At 64.9% G+C, this 21,883-nt stretch carries 20 protein-coding genes and 1 pseudogene; 15 read left to right on the top strand and 6 right to left on the bottom strand.

The annotated features are described in order from the left end of the window. Nucleotides 1-30: 30 nt before the first annotated feature. The 8 genes from topA to ABIA45_RS06210 all read left to right on the top strand — a co-directional run bounded on the left by topA (nucleotide 31) and on the right by ABIA45_RS06210 (nucleotide 9,111). The gene (topA, locus tag ABIA45_RS06245) at nucleotides 31-2,799 is read left to right on the top strand and encodes a type I DNA topoisomerase (protein ID WP_404651400.1); all 2,769 of its coding nucleotides are present in this window, start codon (nucleotides 31-33) and stop codon (nucleotides 2,797-2,799) included. Between the two features lie 20 nt (nucleotides 2,800-2,819). Then, nucleotides 2,820-5,168 (top strand): ribonuclease R, encoded by a 2,349-nt coding sequence (gene rnr, locus ABIA45_RS06240; protein WP_404651399.1) that lies wholly within the window; start codon nucleotides 2,820-2,822, stop codon nucleotides 5,166-5,168. Then, entirely contained in the window at nucleotides 5,162-5,602 is a 441-nt protein-coding gene (locus tag ABIA45_RS06235; RefSeq protein WP_275510147.1) for a DUF983 domain-containing protein, read from the top strand. The genes rnr and ABIA45_RS06235 overlap by 7 nt, the downstream gene beginning before the upstream one ends. A 29-nt stretch (nucleotides 5,603-5,631) precedes the next feature. Then, nucleotides 5,632-6,384 carry an NUDIX domain-containing protein gene (locus ABIA45_RS06230; protein ID WP_271538158.1) on the top strand — a complete coding sequence of 251 codons (753 nt, stop codon included), beginning with the start codon at nucleotides 5,632-5,634 and terminating at the stop codon, nucleotides 6,382-6,384. 263 nt (nucleotides 6,385-6,647) lie between these two features. Next, the gene (locus ABIA45_RS06225) at nucleotides 6,648-7,973 is read left to right on the top strand and encodes an LLM class flavin-dependent oxidoreductase (RefSeq protein WP_404651398.1); all 1,326 of its coding nucleotides are present in this window, start codon (nucleotides 6,648-6,650) and stop codon (nucleotides 7,971-7,973) included. 125 nt (nucleotides 7,974-8,098) lie between these two features. Then, entirely contained in the window at nucleotides 8,099-8,266 is a 168-nt protein-coding gene (gene rpmG / locus ABIA45_RS06220) for a 50S ribosomal protein L33 (RefSeq protein WP_007603295.1), read from the top strand. A 354-nt stretch (nucleotides 8,267-8,620) separates the two neighbouring features. Further along, a complete protein-coding gene (locus ABIA45_RS06215; RefSeq protein ID WP_271538160.1) occupies nucleotides 8,621-8,851 on the top strand; it encodes a DUF3551 domain-containing protein in 231 nt (76 codons plus the stop codon). Further along, on the top strand, nucleotides 8,758-9,111 hold the full coding sequence (locus ABIA45_RS06210; protein WP_404651396.1) for a DUF3551 domain-containing protein: 354 nt from the start codon (nucleotides 8,758-8,760) through the stop codon (nucleotides 9,109-9,111). The genes ABIA45_RS06215 and ABIA45_RS06210 overlap by 94 nt, the downstream gene beginning before the upstream one ends. A gap of 170 nt (nucleotides 9,112-9,281) precedes the next feature. Here ABIA45_RS06210 and ABIA45_RS06205 read toward each other — a convergent pair whose 3' ends face one another. Next, nucleotides 9,282-10,607: an amidohydrolase family protein gene (locus ABIA45_RS06205; protein ID WP_404651395.1), complete on the bottom strand. Its 1,326-nt coding sequence runs from the start codon at nucleotides 10,605-10,607 to the stop codon at nucleotides 9,282-9,284. A gap of 438 nt (nucleotides 10,608-11,045) precedes the next feature. Then, a complete protein-coding gene (locus tag ABIA45_RS06200; RefSeq protein WP_271538166.1) occupies nucleotides 11,046-12,284 on the bottom strand; it encodes an MFS transporter in 1,239 nt (412 codons plus the stop codon). 130 nt (nucleotides 12,285-12,414) lie between these two features. On the opposite strand from ABIA45_RS06200, the gene ABIA45_RS06195 reads away from it, so the two are divergent. Beyond that, nucleotides 12,415-13,023 (top strand): TetR/AcrR family transcriptional regulator, encoded by a 609-nt coding sequence (locus ABIA45_RS06195; RefSeq protein WP_333919199.1) that lies wholly within the window; start codon nucleotides 12,415-12,417, stop codon nucleotides 13,021-13,023. Between the two features lie 346 nt (nucleotides 13,024-13,369). On the opposite strand, the gene ABIA45_RS06190 is transcribed toward ABIA45_RS06195, so the two are convergent. Both ABIA45_RS06190 and ABIA45_RS06185 read right to left on the bottom strand, forming a co-directional pair. After that, the gene (locus ABIA45_RS06190; protein WP_225152436.1) at nucleotides 13,370-14,743 is read right to left on the bottom strand and encodes a PleD family two-component system response regulator; all 1,374 of its coding nucleotides are present in this window, start codon (nucleotides 14,741-14,743) and stop codon (nucleotides 13,370-13,372) included. Between the two features lie 14 nt (nucleotides 14,744-14,757). Further along, a complete protein-coding gene (locus ABIA45_RS06185) occupies nucleotides 14,758-15,123 on the bottom strand; it encodes a response regulator (RefSeq protein ID WP_008566616.1) in 366 nt (121 codons plus the stop codon). A gap of 242 nt (nucleotides 15,124-15,365) precedes the next feature. On the opposite strand from ABIA45_RS06185, the gene ABIA45_RS06180 reads away from it, so the two are divergent. Genes ABIA45_RS06180 through ABIA45_RS06170 form a run of 3 tightly spaced genes read left to right on the top strand, consistent with a single transcriptional unit; the run spans nucleotide 15,366 to nucleotide 17,385 of the window. Next, a complete protein-coding gene (locus tag ABIA45_RS06180; protein WP_404651392.1) occupies nucleotides 15,366-15,677 on the top strand; it encodes a DUF3572 domain-containing protein in 312 nt (103 codons plus the stop codon). Continuing rightward, on the top strand, nucleotides 15,674-16,978 hold the full coding sequence (locus ABIA45_RS06175) for a DNA polymerase IV (protein WP_404651390.1): 1,305 nt from the start codon (nucleotides 15,674-15,676) through the stop codon (nucleotides 16,976-16,978). Before ABIA45_RS06180 ends, ABIA45_RS06175 begins: the two co-directional genes overlap by 4 nt. Next, entirely contained in the window at nucleotides 16,978-17,385 is a 408-nt protein-coding gene (locus ABIA45_RS06170) for an ACT domain-containing protein (RefSeq protein WP_157286641.1), read from the top strand. Before ABIA45_RS06175 ends, ABIA45_RS06170 begins: the two co-directional genes overlap by 1 nt. Before the next feature lie 101 nt (nucleotides 17,386-17,486). Here the strand turns inward: ABIA45_RS06170 and ABIA45_RS06165 are convergent, their stop codons facing one another. Beyond that, nucleotides 17,487-17,888, bottom strand: coding sequence for a RidA family protein (locus ABIA45_RS06165; RefSeq protein ID WP_018646938.1), 402 nt, complete (start codon nucleotides 17,886-17,888; stop codon nucleotides 17,487-17,489). A gap of 218 nt (nucleotides 17,889-18,106) precedes the next feature. Then, a complete protein-coding gene (locus tag ABIA45_RS06160; protein ID WP_271538180.1) occupies nucleotides 18,107-18,952 on the bottom strand; it encodes a cell envelope integrity EipB family protein in 846 nt (281 codons plus the stop codon). A 233-nt stretch (nucleotides 18,953-19,185) separates the two neighbouring features. Here ABIA45_RS06160 and ABIA45_RS06155 point away from each other — a divergent pair, with 233 nt between their 5' ends. The 3 genes and pseudogenes from ABIA45_RS06155 to ABIA45_RS06145 all read left to right on the top strand — a co-directional run bounded on the left by ABIA45_RS06155 (nucleotide 19,186) and on the right by ABIA45_RS06145 (nucleotide 21,851). Next, entirely contained in the window at nucleotides 19,186-19,653 is a 468-nt protein-coding gene (locus tag ABIA45_RS06155; protein ID WP_271538182.1) for a RidA family protein, read from the top strand. Nucleotides 19,654-19,659: 6 nt separating this feature from the next. After that, a pseudogene (locus tag ABIA45_RS06150) lies at nucleotides 19,660-20,407 on the top strand (glycerophosphodiester phosphodiesterase). 202 nt (nucleotides 20,408-20,609) lie between these two features. Beyond that, complete coding sequence (locus ABIA45_RS06145) at nucleotides 20,610-21,851, top strand: GNAT family N-acetyltransferase (RefSeq protein WP_271538186.1); 1,242 nt, start codon at nucleotides 20,610-20,612, stop codon at nucleotides 21,849-21,851. Nucleotides 21,852-21,883: the final 32 nt, after the last annotated feature.

Genomic DNA, 21,883 nt, shown 5'->3' with positions numbered 1-21,883 from the left:
CAAGATTTTCCCGTAAGCCACTGGAACTAAATGAATATCGTCATTGTGGAGTCGCCGGCGAAAGCCAAGACGATCAACAAATATCTGGGCTCGTCCTATGAGGTTCTGGCCTCGTTCGGCCATGTCCGCGATCTCCCGGCGAAGAATGGTTCCGTCGATCCCGACGCCAATTTCAAGATGATCTGGGAGGTCGATCCCAAGGCGGCCGGCCGGCTCAACGATATCGCGAAGTCGCTGAAGGGCGCCGACCGCCTGATTCTCGCCACCGACCCCGATCGCGAGGGCGAAGCCATCTCCTGGCACGTGCTGGAGGTGATGAAGGAGAAGCGCGCGCTGAAGGATCAGAAGATCGAGCGCGTGGTGTTCAACGCCATCACCAAGCAGGCCGTCTCGGAGGCGATGAAGCATCCACGCGAGATCGACGGCGCCCTGGTCGACGCCTACATGGCGCGCCGCGCGCTCGACTATCTGGTCGGCTTCACTCTCTCCCCCGTGCTGTGGCGCAAGCTGCCGGGCGCCCGCTCGGCCGGCCGCGTGCAGTCGGTGGCGCTGCGCCTCGTCTGCGACCGCGAGCTCGAGATCGAGAAGTTCGTGCCGCGCGAATATTGGTCGTTGATCGCGACCCTGCTCACCCCGCGGGGCGATGCCTTCGAGGCGCGCCTCGTCGGCGCCGACGGCAAGAAGATCCAGCGCCTCGACATCGGCACCGGCGCGGAAGCCGAAGACTTCAAGAAGGCGCTGGAACTGGCGACTTACGCGGTCACCGCGGTCGACGCCAAGCCGGCCCGTCGCAATCCGCAGGCGCCCTTCACCACCTCGACGCTGCAGCAGGAAGCCAGCCGCAAATACGGCTTTGCGCCGGCGCACACGATGCGCATCGCCCAGCGTCTTTATGAGGGCATCGACATCGGTGGCGAGACCACCGGACTCATTACTTATATGCGTACCGACGGCGTGCAGATCGCCCCGGAGGCGATCACCCAGGCGCGCAAGGTGATCGGCGAGGACTACGGCAACGCCTACGTGCCGGATAGCCCGCGCCAGTACCAGGCCAAGGCCAAGAACGCCCAGGAAGCGCACGAAGCGATCCGCCCGACCGACCTCTCCCGCCGCCCCGACAGCATGAGCCGCAAGCTCGATGCCGATCAGGCCAAGCTGTATGAGCTAATCTGGAAGCGCACCATCGCGAGCCAGATGGAATCCGCCGAGCTCGAGCGCACCACCGTCGACATCACGGCGAAGGCCGGCTCCCGCACCCTGGAGCTGCGCGCCACCGGCCAGGTCGTCAAGTTCGACGGCTTCCTCGCGCTCTACCAGGAAGGCCGCGACGACGAGGAGGACGAGGATTCGCGCCGCCTGCCCGCGATGAGCCCGAACGACGCCCTGAAGCGGCAGAGCCTGTCCGTCACCCAGCATTTCACCGAGCCGCCGCCGCGCTTCTCGGAAGCTTCACTAGTCAAGCGTATGGAGGAGCTCGGCATCGGCCGGCCCTCGACCTATGCCTCGATCCTGCAGGTCCTGAAGGACCGCGGCTACGTCAAGCTGGAGAAGAAGCGTCTGCACGGCGAGGACAAGGGCCGCGTCGTGGTCGCCTTCCTCGAAAGCTTCTTTGCCCGCTATGTCGAGTACGACTTTACGGCGAGCCTCGAAGAGCAACTCGACCGCATCTCCAACAACGAGATCTCCTGGCAACAGGTTCTGAAGGACTTTTGGACCGGCTTCATCGGCGCCGTCGACGACATCAAGGAGCTGCGCGTCGCCCAGGTGCTCGACGTGCTCGACGACATGCTGGGCCAGCACATCTATCCGCCGCGCGCCGATGGTGGCGATATCAGGCAGTGCCCGAACTGCGGCACCGGCCGGCTGAACCTCAAGGCCGGCAAGTTCGGCGCCTTCGTCGGCTGCTCGAACTATCCGGAATGCCGCTACACCCGTCAGCTCGCCGCCGATGGCGAGGCGACTGCTGACCGTTCGCTCGGCCAGGATCCCGACACGGGTCGCGATGTCTGGGTCAAGGCCGGCCGCTTCGGCCCCTACATCCAGCTCGGCGAGCAGAAGGATTATGAAGAAGGCGAGAAGCCCAAGCGCGCAGGCATCCCTAAGGGCACCTCGCCTAGCGACGTCGATCTCGAGCTTGCGCTAAAACTGCTGTCCCTGCCGCGCGAGATCGGCAAGCATCCGGAGACCGGCCAGCCGATCACCGCGGGCCTCGGCCGCTTCGGACCGTTCGTGAAGCACGAGAAGACCTATGCCAGCTTAGAGGCCGGCGACGAGGTGTTCGACATCGGCCTCAACCGCGCCGTGACGCTGATCGCGGAGAAGGTTGCCAAGGGCCCGAGCCGCCGCTTTGGCGCCGATCCCGGCAAGGCGCTTGGCGATCATCCGACGCTCGGCACCGTCACCGTGAAGAGCGGCCGTTACGGCGCCTATGTCACCGCGGGCGGCGTCAACGCGACCATCCCGGCCGAGTTCGAGAAGGACACCATCACGCTCCCGCAGGCGATCGCGCTGATCGACGAGCGCGCCGCCAAGGGTGGCGGCAAGGGTGGCGGCAAGGCCAAGAAGGCGGCGAAGCCGGCCAAGGCCAAGAAAGCGTCAGAGAAGGCTGCGGACGGCGAGGACGCCGCACCGAAGCCGAAGAAGCCGGCTGCGAAGAAAGCCTCGGCCAAATCCAAATCCGAATCCACCAGCAAGGCGCGCGCCGCCGTGCCGTCGACCGCAAAGACGTCGCCGACCAAGGCAGCTGCCACCAAGAATCCGGCAAATACTCCGGCCAAGAAGAGTGCCGGCAAGACCTGAGATCAAGAATTAGAGGTTAAGTGAAACCGCAGAGAGACCGTGGCTTTCCCGACAGGCAAGCCATCGTCGCCTTCATCAAGGCAAATCCAGGAAAGGTCGGGACTCGGGACATCGCGCGCGAGTTCGGCCTGAAGAACGCCGATCGCGCCGAGCTCAGGCGCATGCTGCGCGAGCTCGCCGACGACGGCATCATCAAGAAGAAGCGCCACAAGGTCTCCGAGCCGGACGCGCTGCCGCCGACGCTGCTCGCCGACATCACCGGCCGCGACTCCGATGGCGAGCTGATCGCCTCCCCCGCCGAATGGGACGAGGTCGAGAACGGCGAGCCGCCAAAGATCCTCATCGAGATGCCGCGCCGGCCGAGGCCCGGCACCGCCGCCGGCGTAGGCGACCGCGCGCTGCTGCGCGTCGAGCGCAGCGATGACGACGAAGGTCCCGCCTATCGCGGCCGCATCATCAAGGTCATCGACAAGGCCAAGAGCCGCATCCTCGGCGTCTTCCGCAGCCTGCCCGAGGGCGGCGGCCGGCTCGTTCCCGTCGACAAGAAGATGGCGGACCGCGAGCTGAACATCGCCAAGACCGACACTAGCGGCGCTGAGGATGGCGACCTCGTCAGCGTCGACATCGTCCGCAGCCGCGGCTTTGGCCTCGCCTCCGGCCGGGTGAAAGAGAAGCTCGGCTCGGTCAAGTCCGAGAAGGCGATCAGCCTGATCGCGATCTACGCCCACGACATTCCCTTGCAGTTCTCCTCCGCCGCCGAGCGCGAGGCGGAAGCGGCAGAGCCCGCCAATCTGAAAGGCCGCGAGGACTGGCGCGACGTCCCGCTCGTCACCATCGATCCGCCCGATGCCAAGGATCACGACGACGCGGTGCATGCCGAGCCCGATCCGGATCCCAACAACAAGGGCGGCTTCATCGTCAACGTCGCCATCGCCGATGTCAGCTTCTACGTACGGCCGGGCACGGCGCTCGACCGCGACGCGCTCGACCGCGGCAACTCGGTCTATTTCCCCGACCGCGTCGTGCCGATGCTGCCCGAGCGCATCTCCAACAATCTCTGCTCGCTGGTGCCCGGCGAGCCGCGCGGCGCGCTGGCAGTGCGCATGGTGCTCGGCCCCGACGGCCGCAAGCGCTCGCACAGTTTTCATCGCATCCTGATGCGTTCGGCCGCCAAGCTCGCTTACGCGCAGGCGCAGGCCGCGATCGACGGACGCCCCGACGACATCACCGGCCCCCTGCTCGAGCCGATCCTGAGGCCGCTCTATGCCGCCTATGCCTGCGCCAAGCGCGCGCGTGACGAGCGCGATCCGCTCAATCTCGATCTGCCCGAGCGCAAGATCCTCCTGAAGAGCGACGGCACCGTGGACCGCGTCGTGGTCCCCGAGCGTCTCGATGCGCACAAGCTGATCGAGGAGTTCATGATCCTCGCCAACGTCGCTGCAGCGGAGACATTGGAGAAGAAATCGCTCCCGCTGATCTACCGCGTGCACGACGAGCCGACGCTGGAGAAGGTTCACGCGCTCGCGGAATTCCTGGAGACGCTGGACGTTCCCTTCGCCAAGTCCGGCGCGCTCCGCCCGACCACATTCAACCGCGTGCTGGCTCAACTTGAAGGCCACGACTATTACCCGCTGGTGAGCGAGGTCGTGTTGCGCGCGCAGGCGCAGGCTGAATATTCCTCGGAGAATTACGGTCACTTCGGCCTGAACCTGCGCCGCTATGCGCATTTCACCTCGCCGATCCGCCGCTATGCCGACCTCGTCGTGCACCGCGCGCTGGTGCGTGCGCTTGGCCTTGGCGAAGGCGCCCTGCCCGACAGCGAGACGCCGGAAAGCTTGAGCGAAGTCGCCGCGCATATCTCGCTGACCGAGCGGCGCGCCATGAAGGCGGAGCGCGAGACCGTCGACCGCCTCATCGCCCATCACCTCGCCGACCGCATCGGCGCCAGCTTCCAGGGCCGCGTCTCCGGCGTCACCCGCGCCGGCCTGTTCGTGAAGCTCAGCGAGACCGGCGCTGACGGGCTGATCCCGATCCGATCCCTCGGCACGGAATATTTCAACTATGACGAGAGCCGCCATGCCCTCGTCGGCACGCGCAGCGGCACCATGTACCAGCTCGGCGACGTCGTCGACGTCCGCCTGATCGAGGCCGCTCCCATCGCGGGCGCGCTGCGCTTCGAGCTGCTGTCGTCCGAGAACGACAGCGGCCCGCGCCAGCGCAGGCCGCTCCGTCCGCAGCGCAAATCGTCCAAGCCGCATCCGGGGCGCAGCCCGGAGCGAAAACGCAAGCCGGAGAAACAAAAGTCCGGCAAAGGAAATAAGGCCAAAGGAAAGAACAAAGGCAAGGGCAAGAAGGGCAAGGCGTGGTGACGATGAGGATGGCCCCGAAGGTCTGGACGCGCGAGAGCGGCCTCGTCGAGAAGCGCGACGTCTGGTCGGCAATGAAGCGCGGCTTTCGCGGCCGCTGCCCGCGCTGCGGCGAAGGCAAGCTGTTCCGCGCCTTCCTGAAGACCGCCGACCATTGCGCCAGATGCGGCCTCGACTTCACGCCGCATCGCGCCGACGATCTGCCCGCCTATCTCGTCATCGTCATCGTCGGCCACATCGTGGTGCCCGCGATCCTCTGGATCGAGACCAATTATTCGACCCCGGTCTGGCTCAGCTTCGCGGCCTATCTGCCCTTCACCTTCGTCGCCTCGCTCGCGCTGCTGCAGCCCGTGAAGGGAGCTGTGGTCGGCTTGCAATGGGCTCTGCGCATGCACGGGTTTGACGACAACCCTCCCGATGGTATTCCGCCTGTGTAAACACGTAAAAGAACAGTTCGGGTGAGGACATGACCGATATTTCGCAGGCCGAGGAGAAGACCAGGGTTCACGAGGAGAAGGAAGCCGATCATCATCCTTACTTCCGCCCGAAGGATGCAGCGACGCTGATCCTGGTCGACCGCAGCGGCGCCATTCCGAAAGTGCTGGTCGGCAAGCGCCACGACAAGGTGGTGTTCATGCCGGGAAAATTCGTCTTCCCGGGCGGGCGCGTCGACAAGGCCGATTATCGCGTACCCTGCGCTGCGCCGATCACCGCCGAGCTGGAAGCCAATCTCGCCAAGGGCAGTCCGAAGACGCCGGCCTCGCGCGCGAAATCGCTCGCCATTGCCGCCATCCGCGAAGCCTGCGAGGAGACCGGCCTCTGCCTCGGCCGCAAGGCCGAAGGCAAAGTGCCAAAGCTCGAAGGCCCCTGGCAGCCGTTCGCGGATGCGGGCCTGCTGCCTGATCCCTCCAGCCTGTTCCTGATCGCGCGCGCGATCACCCCGCCCGGCCGCGTCAAGCGCTTCGACACGCGTTTCTTCACCGCCGATGCCTCCGCGATCACCCACCGCGTCGAGGGCGTGATCCATGCCGATGCGGAGCTGGTCGAGCTGGTCTGGGTCGAGCTCGGCTCAAAACCGCTCGCCGACCTGCATCCGATGACGCGCAACGTGCTCAACGAGCTCGACACCCGCCTTGCCACCGGCCCGCTCCGCCACGACGCGCCGGTGCCGTTCTTCCACTTCTACGGCGGCAGGATGCAGAAGGATATTTTGAGCTAGGCTTCGAGGTGCCAAGCCCTCGTTCGTCATCCAGCGCGGCTCTCTCCTCCGTCATTCCGGGGCGCGCGCAGCGCGAGCCCGGAATCCATTCATCCATTGTCTCCGCAATTCGATGGATTCCGGGTTCGCGCCAAGAGGCGCGCCCCGGAATGACGTGCTGAGAGAGCATCGAAAAACAAAATAATCTTCCCGTCTCCCCCAATGGCGGAGTTCCGCTGCGTCCCTATGTCTTTGCGAGCGTCACCAAGAACGGACACCGGTCGATGGCACAACGGCAACTCAAGCTTGGCGCGTTCATGCGCCCGATCAGCATCCACACCGGCGCCTGGCGCTATCCCGGGGCCTGGCCCGACGCCAATTTCAATTTCGGCCACATCAAGACGCTGATCCGAAAGCTCGAGGCCGGCAAGTTCGACGCCTTCTTCATGGCCGATCACCTCGCCGTGCTGAACATGCCGATCAACGCGCTCAAGCGCAGCCACACCGTGACCTCGTTCGAGCCGTTCACGCTACTATCGGCTTTGTCAGCCGTGACCGAGCGCATCGGCCTGATCGCGACCGGCTCGACCACCTTCGACGAGCCCTATCACGTCGCGCGCCGCTTCGCCTCGCTCGACCATCTCAGCGGCGGCCGCGCCGGCTGGAATATCGTCACCACCTCGAACCCGGACGCGGCGCTGAATTTCGGCCTCGACGATCATATGGAGCACGCCGAGCGCTACAAGCGCGCCCGCGAGTTCTACGACGTCGTCACCGGCCTCTGGGACTCCTTCGCCGACGATGCCTTCGTGCGCGACGTCGAGAGCGGGCTGTTCTTCGATCCCGCCAGGATGCAAACCCTCGACCACAGGGGCAAATACTTCAAAGTGCGCGGCCCCCTCAACATCGCCCGCCCCGTGCAAGGCTGGCCCCTGATCGTGCAGGCCGGCGCCTCCGAAGACGGCAAGCAGCTCGCCGCCGAGACCGCGGAAGCGGTGTTCACCGGCGGCGGCAGCCTCGCCGATGGCCAAAAACTCTATGCCGACATCAAGGGCCGCATGGAGAAGATCGGCCGTGACCCCGAGCACCTGAAGATCCTCCCCGGCGCCTTCGTCGTCGTGGGCGACAGCGTGGATGAGGCCAAGGAGAAGCGCGCTTTGCTCGACAGCCGCGTGCATTACGACAGCGCCATTGCCTCGCTCTCCGTCATCCTCGGCACCGATGCCTCCGGCTTCGATCCCGATGGGCCGCTTCCCGAAATCCCCGAGACCAATGCCAGCAAGAGCGGCCGGCAGCGCCTGGTCGATCTCGCCGCCCGCGAGAAGCTCACCGTGCGCCAGCTCGCCCAGCGAGTCGGCGGCTATGGTGGGCTGTCCTTCGTCGGCACCGCCAGGACCATCGCCGACCAGATGGAGGAATGGCTGGTCGGGCGCGGCTCGGACGGCTTCAACATCATGTTCCCGTTCCTGCCCGCCGGCCTCGACGATTTCGTCGACAAGGTGGTCCCGGAGTTGCAGAAGCGCGGGATTTTCCGCAAAGAGTATGAAGGGCCCACTTTGAGGGAGAATCTGGGCCTGCCGCGGCCGAAAAACCGGTTCTTCGAAGCCTAATGGGCCCGATTTGAGCGGTTTCCGCCGCCTGAAACCTTGACTTCCCGCCGTTTCTGACTAGGTTGCCGGCCAACGCGGGCCGTTTGGCCGGCTCCAGATTCCCCTGATATTCTGAGGTTCAGAACATGGCCAAAGCGGTCACCATCAAGGTCAAGCTTGTGTCCTCGGCCGACACCGGCTTCTACTACGTTGCCAAGAAGAATTCGCGCACCATGACCGACAAGCTGGTCAAGAAGAAGTACGACCCGGTCGCGCGCAAGCACGTCGAATTCCGCGAAGCCAAGATCAAGTAAGATCGCGGCGTAGCGCTAAGGATGATTTTCGCGGGCCCTTGCGGGCCCCGTTGTCGTTTCGGCGCACGTGCCCCGGGGCCAAGCTATCGGGCGCTGCGCTGCATCGAGAGCACGAGACCAAACTGATGTGCTCCTGACGTCTCTGCAGAAGGATCTGGATTGCTTCGTCGCAAAAGGCCCTCACTGATGGCGCGTGGCGACAACACCGCTCGCACGCCTCTGCGCGCGCCTACCTGCGACACTCCGGCGCGAGATAGGAACCCGCTTGAGCCATCATTGTTGAGCCACGATCATCGAGCGGCTATCTTTCGAGAGTGAACCTCTTGCGCCGCTCAGACATGATGGGAGAATCGCATGCGCACCGCCCTACTCATCGTCGTCATGGTCATCGGATTTTCTTCCGCAGCAAAGGCTGAGCGTGAATATCCCTGGTGCGTCTTTGGCGGGCACCTCGGCTATCCCGGCGAATGCATGTATTCGACGCGAGAACAATGCCTGGCGTCGGCGTCCGGGCGATGGAACATGTATTGCGATGTGAACCCACGCGTGAGGTTCAAGCAGCCACCTCCGCCCCGGCAGCGCTGATCGTGGTGCGCACGCTTGCCTGTCTCCTCTTCGTCTTGATCACCATGTCCGCGCCCAGTCCAGCCGCAGCGCAGCGGTTCGGCGGCAACTCGCCGGTATGCCTTCAGAGCTGGAAACGGGGCGGCATCACCTGGATCTCGTGCCAGTATCGTTCATGGGACGAGTGCAGAGCGAGCGCCGCGGGCCAGTCGGCAATGTGCCTGGAAAACCCCTACGTGCAACAGCCGCCCCAGCCACGCCGCAGCCCGCATCCCCGATAGAGGCGGTCGCGGAAGGGAAGCGTCAGGCAGCGATTGTCGGAGCATTCGCCGGCACCGGTACGATGTCGTGCTCAAGCATGATCTGGAAAAGTGCGAAGCGGCTCCGGAAAGATCATGCGTGAACGACAACCTAAAGCGCGATGATGATTCATCCCTAATCTCATCGCGCTTTAACGGGCGAGCGCATCCTTGTAGATAATCCCATCTTTCATGATTACCCTGAAATTGTTGGCGGGGTCGGCAAGAAGGCCGATATTGTCCAGGGGATTTCCGTCGACGAGCAGCAAATCCGCGAGCGCGCCCTGCTCCACGACGCCGAGTTTGCCGGGATAAGGATTCCGCTTGCCCGATAGCGCCAGCAGTTCGGCGTTCGTCGATGTCGCCATCGTCAGCGCTTCGGCGGGCGTGTACCAGCGAGCGAGCGAGGCCAGGATGGCCCCCTGTTGGCGCGCGAGCGCTGCAGAGAACAGGACGTCGGTGCCCCACGCCGTCTTGATCTTGTACTTCTTCGCCAACTCGTAGGACCTGACTATGCCGGGCCAGACCTCATCCGCCTTGGCTCGCTGGACCGAGCCTACAGGAAAGCCCAGCCTCAAATCGTCGGGGAGAGGCTGTAGACTCAGCCATACACCCTTCTCCGCCATCAGCTTCGCTGATGCCTCGTCCATCAGGAAGCCGTGCTCGATACACTTCACCCCAGCCGCAATGGCTCCCCGAATGGCAGCAGGCGTAAAGGCATGCGCAGCGACATAGGTGCCCCAGTTCTCGGCCGCTTCGACGGCGGCGCGTATTTCCGGTTCGGTGAAGGTGGTCACGTCGATCGGACTGAAAGGCGACGACACCCCGCCGCCAGCCGTCAACTTGACTTGGGAGGCGCCTTGCATGAGCTGTTCGCGGACACGGACGCGGACCTCGTCGGGACTGTCCGCAACCATTGCCCCGCCGGTCTGTTCCATGCGGCTGAGCATGCCGCCGATCGTCCGCGGCAGGTCGGTAAGCTGGCGGAAGTCGCCATGCCCACTCGTGACCGTAATGATCGCGCCGGACGGAAAAATGCGCGGCCCCTTGATGATACCCTCGTCGATGGCGCTCTTGAGCCCGAACACCGGCCCGCCCACGTCTCGAACGCTGGTAAAACCGCGCATCAGAGTGTGCGCAGCCTCGTCGCCAGCGACAAGATTGACGTAGCCGACGTCGCCGAGCGACTGTTCCGGCGTCACTCGGATCAGCATCGCATGCCAATGGTTGTCGATGAGGCCGGGCATCAACGTGCGCCCGCCGCCTTCGATGATGCGAATCTCCGCCGGGCTATCCACCGCTATCGGCTGGAGCGAGATTGATTCTATCTTGTTGCCGCGCACCAAGACGTTGGAGGAGGCAGACAGCGTGGCGCTCTTGCCATCGAAGATGCGGACGTTCTGAAAGAGCGTGCCCGCGCCACCGGTCTGAAGCGCTTGCTGCGCCAGGCTCGCTCCACCGGGCCAGGCCGAGAGCATGACTGCGATCGACAGCGAGCGACATGTTACGCTCATCGGCGGTCGGATCCGCCGCGCACTGTACAACGCATTCAAGAGAGTTCCTGCCATCATCGCGCACGGCCCCTCTCCGAACGAAATGTCGCGCGGCCCCTTGAACGCAACGTAAAAGACGAGGCCTTCGCTTCTCGTTCGCGAAGACTACTGTAGCGTGTAACCATTCATAATGAAACGACAAGTGATCTGACGCAACGGGGCTGTCGAAGGCATCGCCGAAACGTCGCGGCAGGAGCAGGCCAGGTAACTTCAGTGCGTAAATTCGTATCAATGTTGGTGATGTGGCCGAGAAAGCCGATCGGCTTTCTCGTTCGGAACATGCTCGTCACATGGGCCGTACTGGCCATCTGCTACGCGAACTTGCCTTGCTCCCGGCTGCGCGCGATTTCGACCGCAGCCCTGCTACGCCGTCCGCAACACCGGCGCCGGCGGCTGCGACGGCTTGATCAGCGCGAACGCGACCTGCACGATGCCGCCGGCAAGGCCCAGCGCGACGCCGATGCGCCAGGCCATGGTGTAGGAGCCGAGCGCGTCGTAGAGCAGCCCGCCTCCGTAGGCGCCGAGGAAGCTGCCGATCTGGTGGCTCATGAAGGCGAGGCCCTGGATCATCGCCTGCCAGCGCAGGCCGAACATCTCGGCGACCGCGCCCGCGACCAGCGGGCCGACGCCCATCCACAGAAAGCCCATGATCGCGCCGAACAGCAGCGTCGAGAACGGGCTTGCCGGCAGCATGAAGTACCAGGCGAGCGCGAGCGAGCGCAGGATGTAGATCCCGCCCAAGAGCGCCAGCTTGTTCCAGCGTTGGCCGGCCCAGCCGAAGAACAGCGAGCCCAGCACGTTGAAGCCGCCGATCATGCCGAGCGTCTGCGCGCTCAGCATCGGATCGAGGCCGCAGATCGCGAGATATGACGGCAGGTGCGTGGTGAGGAACACGAGCTGCATGCCGCAGACGAGATAGGCGCAGGTCATCACCACGAAGGAGGCATTGCCGAACGCGGTCCTCGCCGCGGCTGCAGCCGTGGCATCATCGATCTCGTCGGCCGCCGGCTTCGGCAACGGAATCTTGTCGACGCGCCCGGCATACCAGGCCGCAGGGATCATCAGCACCGACATGATGACGAAGCCGGCAAGCCCGACGCGCCAGCCAAAGCCCTCGTTGAGCATCTGCCCGATCGGCGCCGACAGCAGCGCGCCGAGCGAGCCCGCGCCGGAGACGATGCCGAGCACGGTCGAGCGCACCGTCTCTGGCACCGCACGTGCCGCCACCGACATCGCGATCGCCGCCGCGGTGCAGGCGAGCGAGGTCCCGATCAGCACGCCCGCGCCGATCATGATGCTGAGAAGCCCATTCGCCGTTGCCATCAGCGCGAGGCCCGCGATGTACATCAGCGCGCCCGCGATCATGATCGGTCGGAAGCCGTAGCGCACGGTGAGTGCACCGGCGGGCGGCTGCAGGAAGCCCCAGGCGAGGTTTTGCACGGCCAGTGCAAGCGTGAAATCCGAGATCGAAATGTGGATGTCGTGCGTCAGCGGCTGCATGAAAATGCCGAGCGACTGCCGCAGCCCCATGCTCAGCGTCAGCATGATCGAGGCGCCGATCAGGATCGGCAACGTCGGACGCAGGACCTGCAGCAGGGGCATTTTTCTTCTCCCTTTTGGGCGCGGCACGCGTGCCGTCCTCTGCTTTTGCCGATGTTTTTGGGTACACAGACCTGTCTACTTAGGCTATAGATGGAAGCGGCTGTCAAGCGAACAGGACGCATTCCGCTGCATGGCTCCCCCGCCTGCCCCACAGACGATGAAAGAGCGGATCCTTCAGACCGCCGACAAGCTGTTCTATCTGCAAGGCATTCGCGCCATCGGCGTCGACACCATCGCGGCCGAGGTCGGCATCAGTAAGCGCACGCTCTACAATCACTTCCCGTCCAAGGACGCGCTGATCGCGGCCTATCTCGAGCGCCGCTTCGTCAGCGCACGCCCCTCCGACAAGCCGCCCGCCGAGCAGATCCTCGCAACGTTCGATTCGCTGGAGCGACGCTTCGCGGCGAAAGACTTTCGCGGCTGCCCGTTCGTCAACGCGGTCGCCGAGCTCGGCCCCGCCGACCGCGCCGTGAAGAAGATCGCGATCGCCTTCAAGGAAAGCCGCCGCCTCTGGTTTCGCGACCGCCTGACCGAGCTCGGCGTCGCCGATGCGGAGGCTCTCGCGACACAGCTGGTGCTGCTGGTCGACGGCTCCATCGCGCAGGACTTGGTGCGTGACGATCCGGCGATGGCAAGGGCCGCGAAGGAAGCGGCGAAGGTGTTGTTGCGGAATGCGGGGGTGGATGTGGGCGAGGATGCGAACCCGGCGGAGAAACGGAGCAAGCGCGCTCCAGACTAACCGCTCTCGCCTGATCGCTCGCTGTCATCACCCGCGAAAGCGGGTGATCCAGTATTCCAGAGACAGTGAGGCTAAACCCGAGAAGCTGCGGCGTACTGGATTCCCCGCTCCAGTGCGCGACTGCGCACAAGGCGGAGAATGACACCGGAATTTGCGGAGGAAGCGCGGGCGCCTGACTACCCGTCAGGACCATTTCGCGACCCTACCAATATGCTCCTGTTTTGCCCGAAGGGTCAAATGACGCTGCCGCCGGCGCAAGCCAACTCGCCACCCGCGTAACCCATTGATCCGGCTCGCACCGGCTACTGTGCATGGGGTTGTTTTCGCAACTTTGCGCGGACGGCCCTTACGCTGCGTGCGACACCACGCGATTGCGGCCGTCGTGCTTGGCGCGGTAGAGCGCGGTGTCGGCGCGCTTGAGGACGTCGGCGACGGCCTCGCCCTTGCGCTCCAGCGTGGTGAGGCCGATCGAGATCGTGACCTCGATGCGCTTGGCACCCTTGTGGATCGCGAACGGCTCGCCCGCGATCGAGCGGCGAAGGCGCTCGGCGACCATGCCGGCGACGTGGAGATCCGTCTCCGGCATCACGATGACGAATTCCTCGCCGCCGTAGCGGCACGCCAGATCAATGCCGCGGATCGATTTGCGCACCCGCACCGCGAACTCGCGCAGCACGTCGTCGCCGGCATCGTGGCCGTAATTGTCGTTGATCGACTTGAAATAGTCGATGTCCAGGATCATCAGCGCCAGCGGCTTGCCGCGGGTCGCGGCCTGCTCGGCGAGCGTCGCCAGATGGCTCTCCATGTAGCGGCGATTGTGCAGGCCGGTCAGCGCGTCGGTGATCGCCATCTCGATCGAGTTCTGCACGTTGTCGCGCAAATGGTCGGTGTAACGGCGGCGGCGAATCTGGGTGCGGGCGCGCGCCAAGAGCTCGGTCTTGTCGATCGGACGCAGCAGGTAGTCGTTGACGCCGATCTCGAGGCCGCGCAGCAGCCGCGTCGAATTCTCGGGGTCGGCGATGGCCAGGATCGGGACGTGGCGCGTGCGCTCCAGCGAGCGCGCCTGGCTGCACAGGCGCAGGCCGTCGAAATTGTTGAGGTCGAGCGAGACGATCAGGAGGTCGTAATTGCCCTCGGCGGCGTGGAACAGCGCTTCCGTCGGGTTCGGCTCGACATCGATGGTATGCTCGGCGGCGAGGATTGTCGCCAGCCGCTCGTAGGAGGACTGGCGGTCGTCGACCAGCAGGATGCGGCCGCCCTTGCCGGTGTCGGCGATCGCACTGCGCTCGGGCGCCTGCATGCCGATCTCGAGCGAGGTGATGGCGCGCATGCGCAGCTCATCCGTCATCATCTTCAGCCGCGTCAGCGAGCGCACCCGCGCGATCAGCACGACGTCAGAGACGGGTTTGGTCAGGAAGTCGTCGGCACCGGCCTCGAGCCCGCGGTTGCGGTCGGCGGGGCTGTCGAGCGCGGTGACCATCACGACGGGAATGTGGTGCGTCGCCGGATCGGTCTTGAGGCGGCGGCAGACCTCGAAGCCGTCCATGTCGGGCATCATCACGTCGAGCAGGATGATGTCGCATTCGGCACGCCTTGAGATCGCGAGCGCCTCGGTGCCGTTCGCAGCGGTCATCACGTCGAAATATTCGGCGGAAAGGCGGGCCTCTAACAGCTTGACGTTGGCGGGAACGTCATCGACGACCAGGATACGCGCGGACACTGTGAACTCACTTCCTATCCGATAAAACGCCGGACCGTCTCAATGAATTTGCCGACCGAGATCGGCTTGGACAAATAGGCTTCGCAGCCGCCCTCGCGGATGCGCTCTTCGTCGCCCTTCATCGCGAACGCCGTGACCGCGACAACGGGAATGGCACGCAGCTCCGGATCGTCCTTGATCCAGCGTGTCACCTCGAGGCCGGAGACCTGCGGCAGCTGGATGTCCATCAGCACGAGGTCGGGCCGCATCTTGCGCACGAGGTCGAGCGCCTCGTAGCCGTTGCTGGTGCCGGAGGTCTGGTACCCGTGCGCCTCCAACAGGTCGCGGAAGAGCTTCATGTTGAGCTCGTTGTCTTCCACGATCAGGACGGTCTTAGCCATCCCGCCCTCCTGATTGGTCCGAAGGACCGGTACATATGACGCCTCAGACGCCGCTTCCCGGCGTTTCGAAAACTGGATTCAAACTAGCCTCAGATTCGCTTGAGTTTCGTTAAACCCGAGGGTCCACTTTCTGCGATGTGGTTTCCAGTTGCTTGTCCGGGGCCGGAAGACTTGAGCACGAGACTCGGGCATGATGATTCCAAATTAGAGACCGAAAGTTAACGGAAAGGCAAACCATCCCCTTGAAAAAGCCTGTTCACAACCCCCGCGAAGTCGCTGAAATCGTTGCGATTCAGGCCCTGTCCTTCGTCGCGGGCGAGCCTGAGCGGCTGGGCCTGTTCCTGGCCGAGACGGGGGTCGGTCCGGAGACACTGCGCAACGCCGCCGCGGACCCGAATTTCCTCCTCAGCGTGCTCGATTTCGTGATGCGGGACGATGCTACCGTGAAGGCCTTTGCCAAGGCCGCGGAACTGCACCCGGCCAACGTTGCCGCGGCGCGGCAGGTCCTCGGCGATGCGCTCGGCGACCCCTCCTGGGAGCGCGACGTGCCGTGAGCGTCCCAGAGCCGGCCGGGCCCCGCTGCTTCTGCCGGGATTGTCTGGCCGACCTCGACATGGGCGTAGAGAACCTGGGCGTGCGGCGCTGCACGGCCTGCGGTTCCCCCCGCCTCGTCCGCCACCGCTCGCTCGCCGGCCTGACCATCGCCCATATCGACTGCGACGCCTTCTACGCGACGGTCGAGAAGCGCGACAACCCTGACATCGCCGACAAGCCTGTCATCATCGGCGGGGGCAAGCGCGGCGTGGTGTCGGCGGCCTGCTACATCGCGCGCACCTATGGCGTTCGCTCGGCGATGCCGATGTTCAAGGCATTGGAAGCCTGCCCGCATGCGACCGTGATCCGCCCGGATATGGCAAAGTACGTCCGGGTCGGCCGCGAGGTCCGCCAGGCCATGCAGGCGCTGACGCCGCTAGTCGAGCCGCTCTCGATCGACGAGGCCTTCCTCGATCTCTCCGGCACCGAGCGCGTGCACGGCATGATCCCCGCCAAGGTGCTGGCGCGCTTTGCCCGCGACGTCGAGCGCGACATCGGCATCACCGTCTCGGTCGGCCTGTCCTGCAACAAGTTCCTGGCCAAGATCGCCTCCGACCTCGACAAGCCCAGAGGCTTTGCCGCGCTCGACCAGGAGGAAGCGCGGTTGATGCTGGCGGAAAAGCCGGTCGGCTTCATCTTCGGCGTCGGTCCCGCGACGCAGGAACGCCTGGTGCAGCGCGGCTTCCGCATCATCGCCGATCTGCAGAAGGCCGACGAGATCGAGATGATGCGGCAGTTTCCGAGCGAGGGCCGCAGGCTGTGGCGGCTCGCACGCGGCATCGACGATCGCCGCGTCGAGCCTGACCGCGGCGCCAAGACCATTTCAAGCGAGACCACGTTCGAGACCGACATCCGCGATTTCGCGACGCTGGAGAAGATCCTGTGGCGGCTCTGCGAGAAGACGTCGTCGCGACTGAAGAGCAGCGAGCTGGCCGGCTCCACCGTGACGCTGAAGTTGAAGACCGCCGATTTCCGCCAGCGCACGCGCTCGCAATCGATCGCCGCCCCGACGCAGCTGGCCGCGAAGATCTTCTCGATCTGCCGCGAGATGCTGGCCAAGGAAATCGACGGCACCGCCTTCCGCCTGATGGGCGCCGGCGTCAGCGCGCTGCGCGAGGGCTCCGCGATCGACGACACCGACATGCTCGACCGCCGCGCCGCCCACGCCGAACGCGCGGTCGACAGCCTGCGCAAGAAGTTCGGCAGCGCCGCGGTGATCCGCGGCATTGCCTATCAGGGCCCGGAGAAGGCGCAGGAGTGATGACGGGCGAACGCGATCTCAATGCGCTGCTGAGACAGATGAAGCCGGAGCTGCGACCGGGCACCTTCGCATTTTGCACGATCGCGGCAGACGAGATTATTCCCGCAGCAGTCGATCCGCTCCTGATCTTCCGCGAGCAGGAGAGCACAACGGTCGTAGCACCGCTGGAGGATGCCGAACGGGCGGGACTGCGCTACGAATTCGCCTCACGCCTGATCACGCTCACGGTTCACTCCGCGCTCGATGCCGTCGGCTTCCTGGCGGCAATCACGGCGCGCCTCGCCGACGCCGGCATCAGCGTGAATGCCGTGTCGGCGTTCCACCACGACCATCTCTTCGTACCCGTTGGCCGTGCGGATGAGGCGATAGCCGTTCTGCAAGAGCTGTCGGAGGCGAAGCACTCATAGCACCTGTAGCCCGGATGGAGCGCAGCGCAATCCGGGACAGTGCTCCGTGGCGACAGGCTTCCCGGATTACGCTTGCGCTTCATCCGGGGTACAGGAAAACCTCAATCCGCAACCGCGACCGCCTCGATCTCGATCAGCCATTCCGGCGCAGCGAGCGCGGAGACGCCGACAAGCGTCGAGGCCGGCGGCTCCATGCCTTCGAAGAAGGCCGAACGGGCTTTGCCGATGATGGGGCGCAGCTCCGGCTTGTAGTTCACCACGAAGGTCGTGATCTTGACGATGTTGGAATAGCTTGCCCCCGCGGCCTTCAGCGCGAGGCCGAGATTCTGCATCACCTGCGTCGTCTGCGCGGCGATATCGCCCTCGCCGACGATCCGCCCCTCCTCGTCGGTCGAGACCTGGCCGGAAATGTAGATCGTGCGCGCGCCCGTCGCGGTGACGACGTGGGAATAGGCTGGATTGTGATGCAGGCCGCTGGGGCGGAGATGGTCGAGCTTCGGCATGGGCTGGCTCCCCGAGTTTGTGGTTGTGAGGGAGCGTAGCGGGAGAGTGTGACGAGAGCTAGCCCTGTCACGGTGAAGCGGCGAAGAGGCATCTTGTAGGGTGGGCAAAGGCGCCCTTGCGCCGTGCCCACCATCTTTCATCACTCGCGCCTCGAAGTGGTGGGCACGCTACGCTTTGCCCACCCTACGGGCACTGCGCGCGCGGAGAGCTCTGTGCCTCAATTACAGGGCTTGCTGTCCTTCACGTCGAACTTGCCCATGGCGCCGGAGATGACGAAATCGTTGTAGTCGAGCATGAGCTGGCGCGAGACGCCGTTCTCGTAGAGCTCGAACGCCATCGCATAGACCGGCGTCTGCTCGCCCTCCTTCTGCTGGGCGTCGCGGTCGAAATAGCTGACGGTGACCGGCCAGCGCTTGAGCGACTTCATGTGCTCGTCCGCAGTCGACGGATCGGACGAGGTGGCGCGGTCGGCGGGGATCGGCTGACCGATCACGGTCAGCGTGTTGTAGACCTTCTGGCCGTCATCGGAGCCGTCATAGACGGAGAGTTCGAGCAGCGATTTGCCTTGCCTCGCCGCTGCGATGATGCGCTGGATCTGCTCGGTCGGGAACACGATCTTGCCGTCGAGCGTGAACGTCTTCGGCGCCGGAAGCTTCAGCTTGACGTTGATGTGGTCGCCGTCGCGCTCGGCAGAGCCGTCGACGCGGCCGGCATCCGTCTCGTTCATGCGCGTCTCGATCTTGAAACGGTAGCTCTTGCCCGCGGCATCCTCCCAGGAGTTGGAGCGGAGGTCGCTGAGCGTGACCTTGCCCTCGCCGCTGTCGAGCTCGGAGACCTGGCGGAATTCCGAGGTATAGCCTTCACAGGCGTTCCCCGTGAAATTGTAGAGGATCCGGCCGCGGGCGCTATTGACCGAATTGGTGCGCGATTTGACGAGGCGGAGGTCATAGAGCGCCTGGTGCGCAAGAAACGGACCGTTGGCGGCCTGGGCTTCGCCGCCAAGGCCAACACTGGCTGCGGCGAGCGCCATCACACCGAGCGAAGTCCGGAAAAGGTGCAACATGTCTGTTCCCTGAGGAAAGCGCAGATTCGACATTTTAATGACCGTTCCATTGCGCCGCAACTGAGGCCGTACAGGTAAAATTGCCCCTCCACGTTGAACCTGCTGCCCCCCCCCCAACACAATGCGCCCCCCTCCGGTTGCTTGCATGTGGCGGCACGATGGGCGAAACAGGGCGCGCCCGGCCATCCAGGGGACGCGCCGGAACGAAGGATTTTTGGACAACGAGGTCGGACATGGCGGGCACGGTCGAGCAGAAACTGGCGGAGCAAGGCATCAAGCTGCACGAGGCCCCCTCCCCCGTCGCCAACTACGTGCCCTTCGTGCGCACGGGCAACCTCCTGTTCGTCTCCGGCCAGGTCTGCTTCGACCCCGCCGGCAAGCTGATCGCCAAGGGCAAGCTGGGCGCCGGCGTCTCGATCGAGGACGGCGCCGCAGCCGCGCGCGGCTGCGCCGTCAACCTGCTGGCCCAGGTCAAGGCGGCGCTCGGCGATCTCGACAAGGTCGTACGCGTGGTGCGCCTCGGCGGCTTCATCAACTCGGCCCCGGATTTCCTGGATGCGCCGAAGGTGCTCAACGGCGCCTCCGACCTGATGGTTGCCGCCTTCGGGGACAAGGGCCGCCACGCCCGCACCACCGTCGGCGTCGCCTCGCTGCCCGCGGATGCGGCGGTCGAGGTCGAAGGCGTGTTCGAGGTCGCCTGACGCCAAATGCGCGCTCCGGATTGGCTGACAGCGCGGCCGGTCGCCCATCGCGGCCTGCATGACATTTCGCGCGGCATCGTCGAGAACATGCCGGGCGCGGTGCAGGCTGCGATTGCTGGTAATTTTGCGATCGAGGTCGATATCCAGCTCTCGGCCGACGGCGAGGCCATGGTCCATCACGACCATGCCCTGGGCCGACTCACCGAGGCCACCGGCGAGGTGATCGCAAAGACCGCGACCGAGCTGAAGGCCGTCAGGTTCAAGGACACCGACGAGCGGATGATGTCGCTCGCCGACCTCTGCGCCATGGTCGCCGGACGTGTGCCCCTGGTGATCGAGGTGAAGAGCCATTTCGGTGGCGATCGCAAGCTGGTGAAGCGGATGGCCCGAGGTGTTGGCCTCGTATGACGGCCCCGCCGTCGGCATGTCCTTCGATCCCGACCAGGTGCTGGCGCTGCGTGACCTGTTGCCCAACCGTCCGCGCGGCATCGTCGCGCAGCGGAGCTATGAGGACGAGTACTGGGCCAACCTCACCCAAGAACAGCGCGACAGCATGCTGTACCTGCGCCCCGGCTTGCAGACCCGGCCGCATTTCGTCGCCTTCAAGGTCGACCACCTGCCGGCCCCCGCCCCCTGGATCGCCCGCAACCTGTTCGGCTGCGCCCTGCTCGGCTGGACCGTCCGCACCCCGGAGCAGCGGAGCCGGGTCGGGCGGTATGCGGACCAGATGATCTTCGAGGGGTTCGTGCCGTAGCACCTCGCGTGTCCCGGACAAGCTGCAACGCTTCAGCGTTGCGGCGCAGAGCCGGGACCCATCTCTCTGCGAGCGCGCTGCCACATGGGCCCCGGCTCTGCAGCGCACCGCTGAAGGAGCGCTGCACTGCGTCCGGGACACGCGACCCCCTGATGTTCCCGCCCTCTTGAAGTCGCTGCTGCAATGCACGATCTTGGGCACGATGGCATCATCGGAAATCACGCTCGAGGCCGTACCTTCGATTGGCGACGTGTCACCGGAGGATTGGGACGCCTGCGCCAATCCCGGCGGACGGTGCAATGGGGCTGGCGCCGGAACCTCATCCGCTCTTCCAAGCGATTCCCTCGGCCTCTCAAGTCCCGCCTACAACCCGTTCGTCTCACATGCATTTCTCTCCGCCGTGGAGAAATCGGGTTCGGCCACGATCCGGACTGGCTGGGGACCCCGGCATCTGGTCGCCAGGCTAGGCGGCCGCGTGGCTGGCGTCGTGCCCTGCTATCTGAAATCGCACAGCCAGGGCGAGTACGTCTTCGACCGCGGCTGGGCGGACGCCTATGAGCGCGCCGGCGGACGCTACTATCCGAAGCTCCAGGTCTCGGTTCCCTTCACGCCGGCCACGGGGCCGCGGCTGCTGGTGCGCGACGGCATCGATCGCGAGCGCATCAATGAGGCGCTGGCGAGCGGGCTCATCGCGCTGTGCGGCGTCAGCAAGGCCTCCTCCGTTCACGTCACCTTCGCGCGGGAGTCGGAATGGAAGCTGCTCGCCGAGCACGGCTTCCTCCAGCGCACCGACCAGCAGTTCCACTGGCACAATGAGGGCTTTGCGAGCTTCGACGACTTCCTGGCGACGTTGAACTCGCGCCACCGCAAGTCGATCAAGCGCGAGCGGCGCGATGCGCTCGCGGCCGGCATCACGATCCATTGGCTCACCGGCAAGGACATCACCGAAGATGCCTGGGATGCCTTCTTCGCATTCTATATGGAGACCGGCTCGCGCAAATGGGGTCGGCCGTATCTAACGCGCGAGTTCTTCTCGCTGATCGGCGAGACCATGAACGAGGACGTGCTGCTGGTGATGGCCCGCCGCAACAATCGCTGGATTGCGGGCGCGATCAACTTCATCGGCTCGGACACGCTGTTCGGCCGCAATTGGGGCGCGGTCGAGCATCACCCGTTCCTGCATTTCGAGGTCTGCTACTACCAGGCGATCGATTTCGCGATCAAGCGCGGCCTCAAACACGTCGAGGCCGGCGCGCAGGGCGAGCACAAGATCGCGCGCGGCTACCTGCCGCGCACCACGCATTCCGCCCACTTCATCGCCGATCCTGGCCTGCGCCGCGCCATCGACGATTACCTCAAGCGCGAGCGCGCCTATGTTGCGGAAGCCGGACGAGAGCTCGCCGAGCTCGGCCCGTTCCGCAAAGGGGCCGACGAGGCGCCTTGACGCCTCGCCACGGCTGGTGACAGTAAGCGCAA

Source organism: Bradyrhizobium sp. USDA 336 (assembly GCF_044908355.1).
Taxonomy (GTDB): Bacteria; Pseudomonadota; Alphaproteobacteria; order Rhizobiales; family Xanthobacteraceae; genus Bradyrhizobium; species Bradyrhizobium yuanmingense.
Note: the sequence above shows the minus strand (reverse complement) of the source record. Positions and strands in the feature narration are given on the sequence as shown.

Excerpts from the sequence above, each read along its gene's own strand:
- topA (WP_404651400.1), top strand. The coding sequence starts at position 31 with ATGAATATCGTCATTGTGGAGTCGCCGGCGAAAGCCAAGACGATCAAC.
- ABIA45_RS06230 (WP_271538158.1), top strand. The coding sequence starts at position 5,632 with ATGACCGATATTTCGCAGGCCGAGGAGAAGACCAGGGTTCACGAGGAG.
- ABIA45_RS06225 (WP_404651398.1), top strand. The coding sequence starts at position 6,648 with ATGGCACAACGGCAACTCAAGCTTGGCGCGTTCATGCGCCCGATCAGC.
- rpmG (WP_007603295.1), top strand. The coding sequence starts at position 8,099 with ATGGCCAAAGCGGTCACCATCAAGGTCAAGCTTGTGTCCTCGGCCGAC.
- ABIA45_RS06215 (WP_271538160.1), top strand. The coding sequence starts at position 8,621 with ATGCGCACCGCCCTACTCATCGTCGTCATGGTCATCGGATTTTCTTCC.
- ABIA45_RS06210 (WP_404651396.1), top strand. The coding sequence starts at position 8,758 with ATGCCTGGCGTCGGCGTCCGGGCGATGGAACATGTATTGCGATGTGAA.
- ABIA45_RS06205 (WP_404651395.1), bottom strand. The coding sequence starts at position 10,607 with ATGCTCTCGGCCTGGCCCGGTGGAGCGAGCCTGGCGCAGCAAGCGCTT.
- ABIA45_RS06200 (WP_271538166.1), bottom strand. The coding sequence starts at position 12,284 with ATGCCCCTGCTGCAGGTCCTGCGTCCGACGTTGCCGATCCTGATCGGC.
- ABIA45_RS06195 (WP_333919199.1), top strand. The coding sequence starts at position 12,415 with ATGGCTCCCCCGCCTGCCCCACAGACGATGAAAGAGCGGATCCTTCAG.
- ABIA45_RS06185 (WP_008566616.1), bottom strand. The coding sequence starts at position 15,123 with ATGGCTAAGACCGTCCTGATCGTGGAAGACAACGAGCTCAACATGAAG.
- ABIA45_RS06170 (WP_157286641.1), top strand. The coding sequence starts at position 16,978 with ATGACGGGCGAACGCGATCTCAATGCGCTGCTGAGACAGATGAAGCCG.
- ABIA45_RS06165 (WP_018646938.1), bottom strand. The coding sequence starts at position 17,888 with ATGCCGAAGCTCGACCATCTCCGCCCCAGCGGCCTGCATCACAATCCA.
- ABIA45_RS06160 (WP_271538180.1), bottom strand. The coding sequence starts at position 18,952 with ATGTTGCACCTTTTCCGGACTTCGCTCGGTGTGATGGCGCTCGCCGCA.
- ABIA45_RS06155 (WP_271538182.1), top strand. The coding sequence starts at position 19,186 with ATGGCGGGCACGGTCGAGCAGAAACTGGCGGAGCAAGGCATCAAGCTG.
- ABIA45_RS06145 (WP_271538186.1), top strand. The coding sequence starts at position 20,610 with ATGGCATCATCGGAAATCACGCTCGAGGCCGTACCTTCGATTGGCGAC.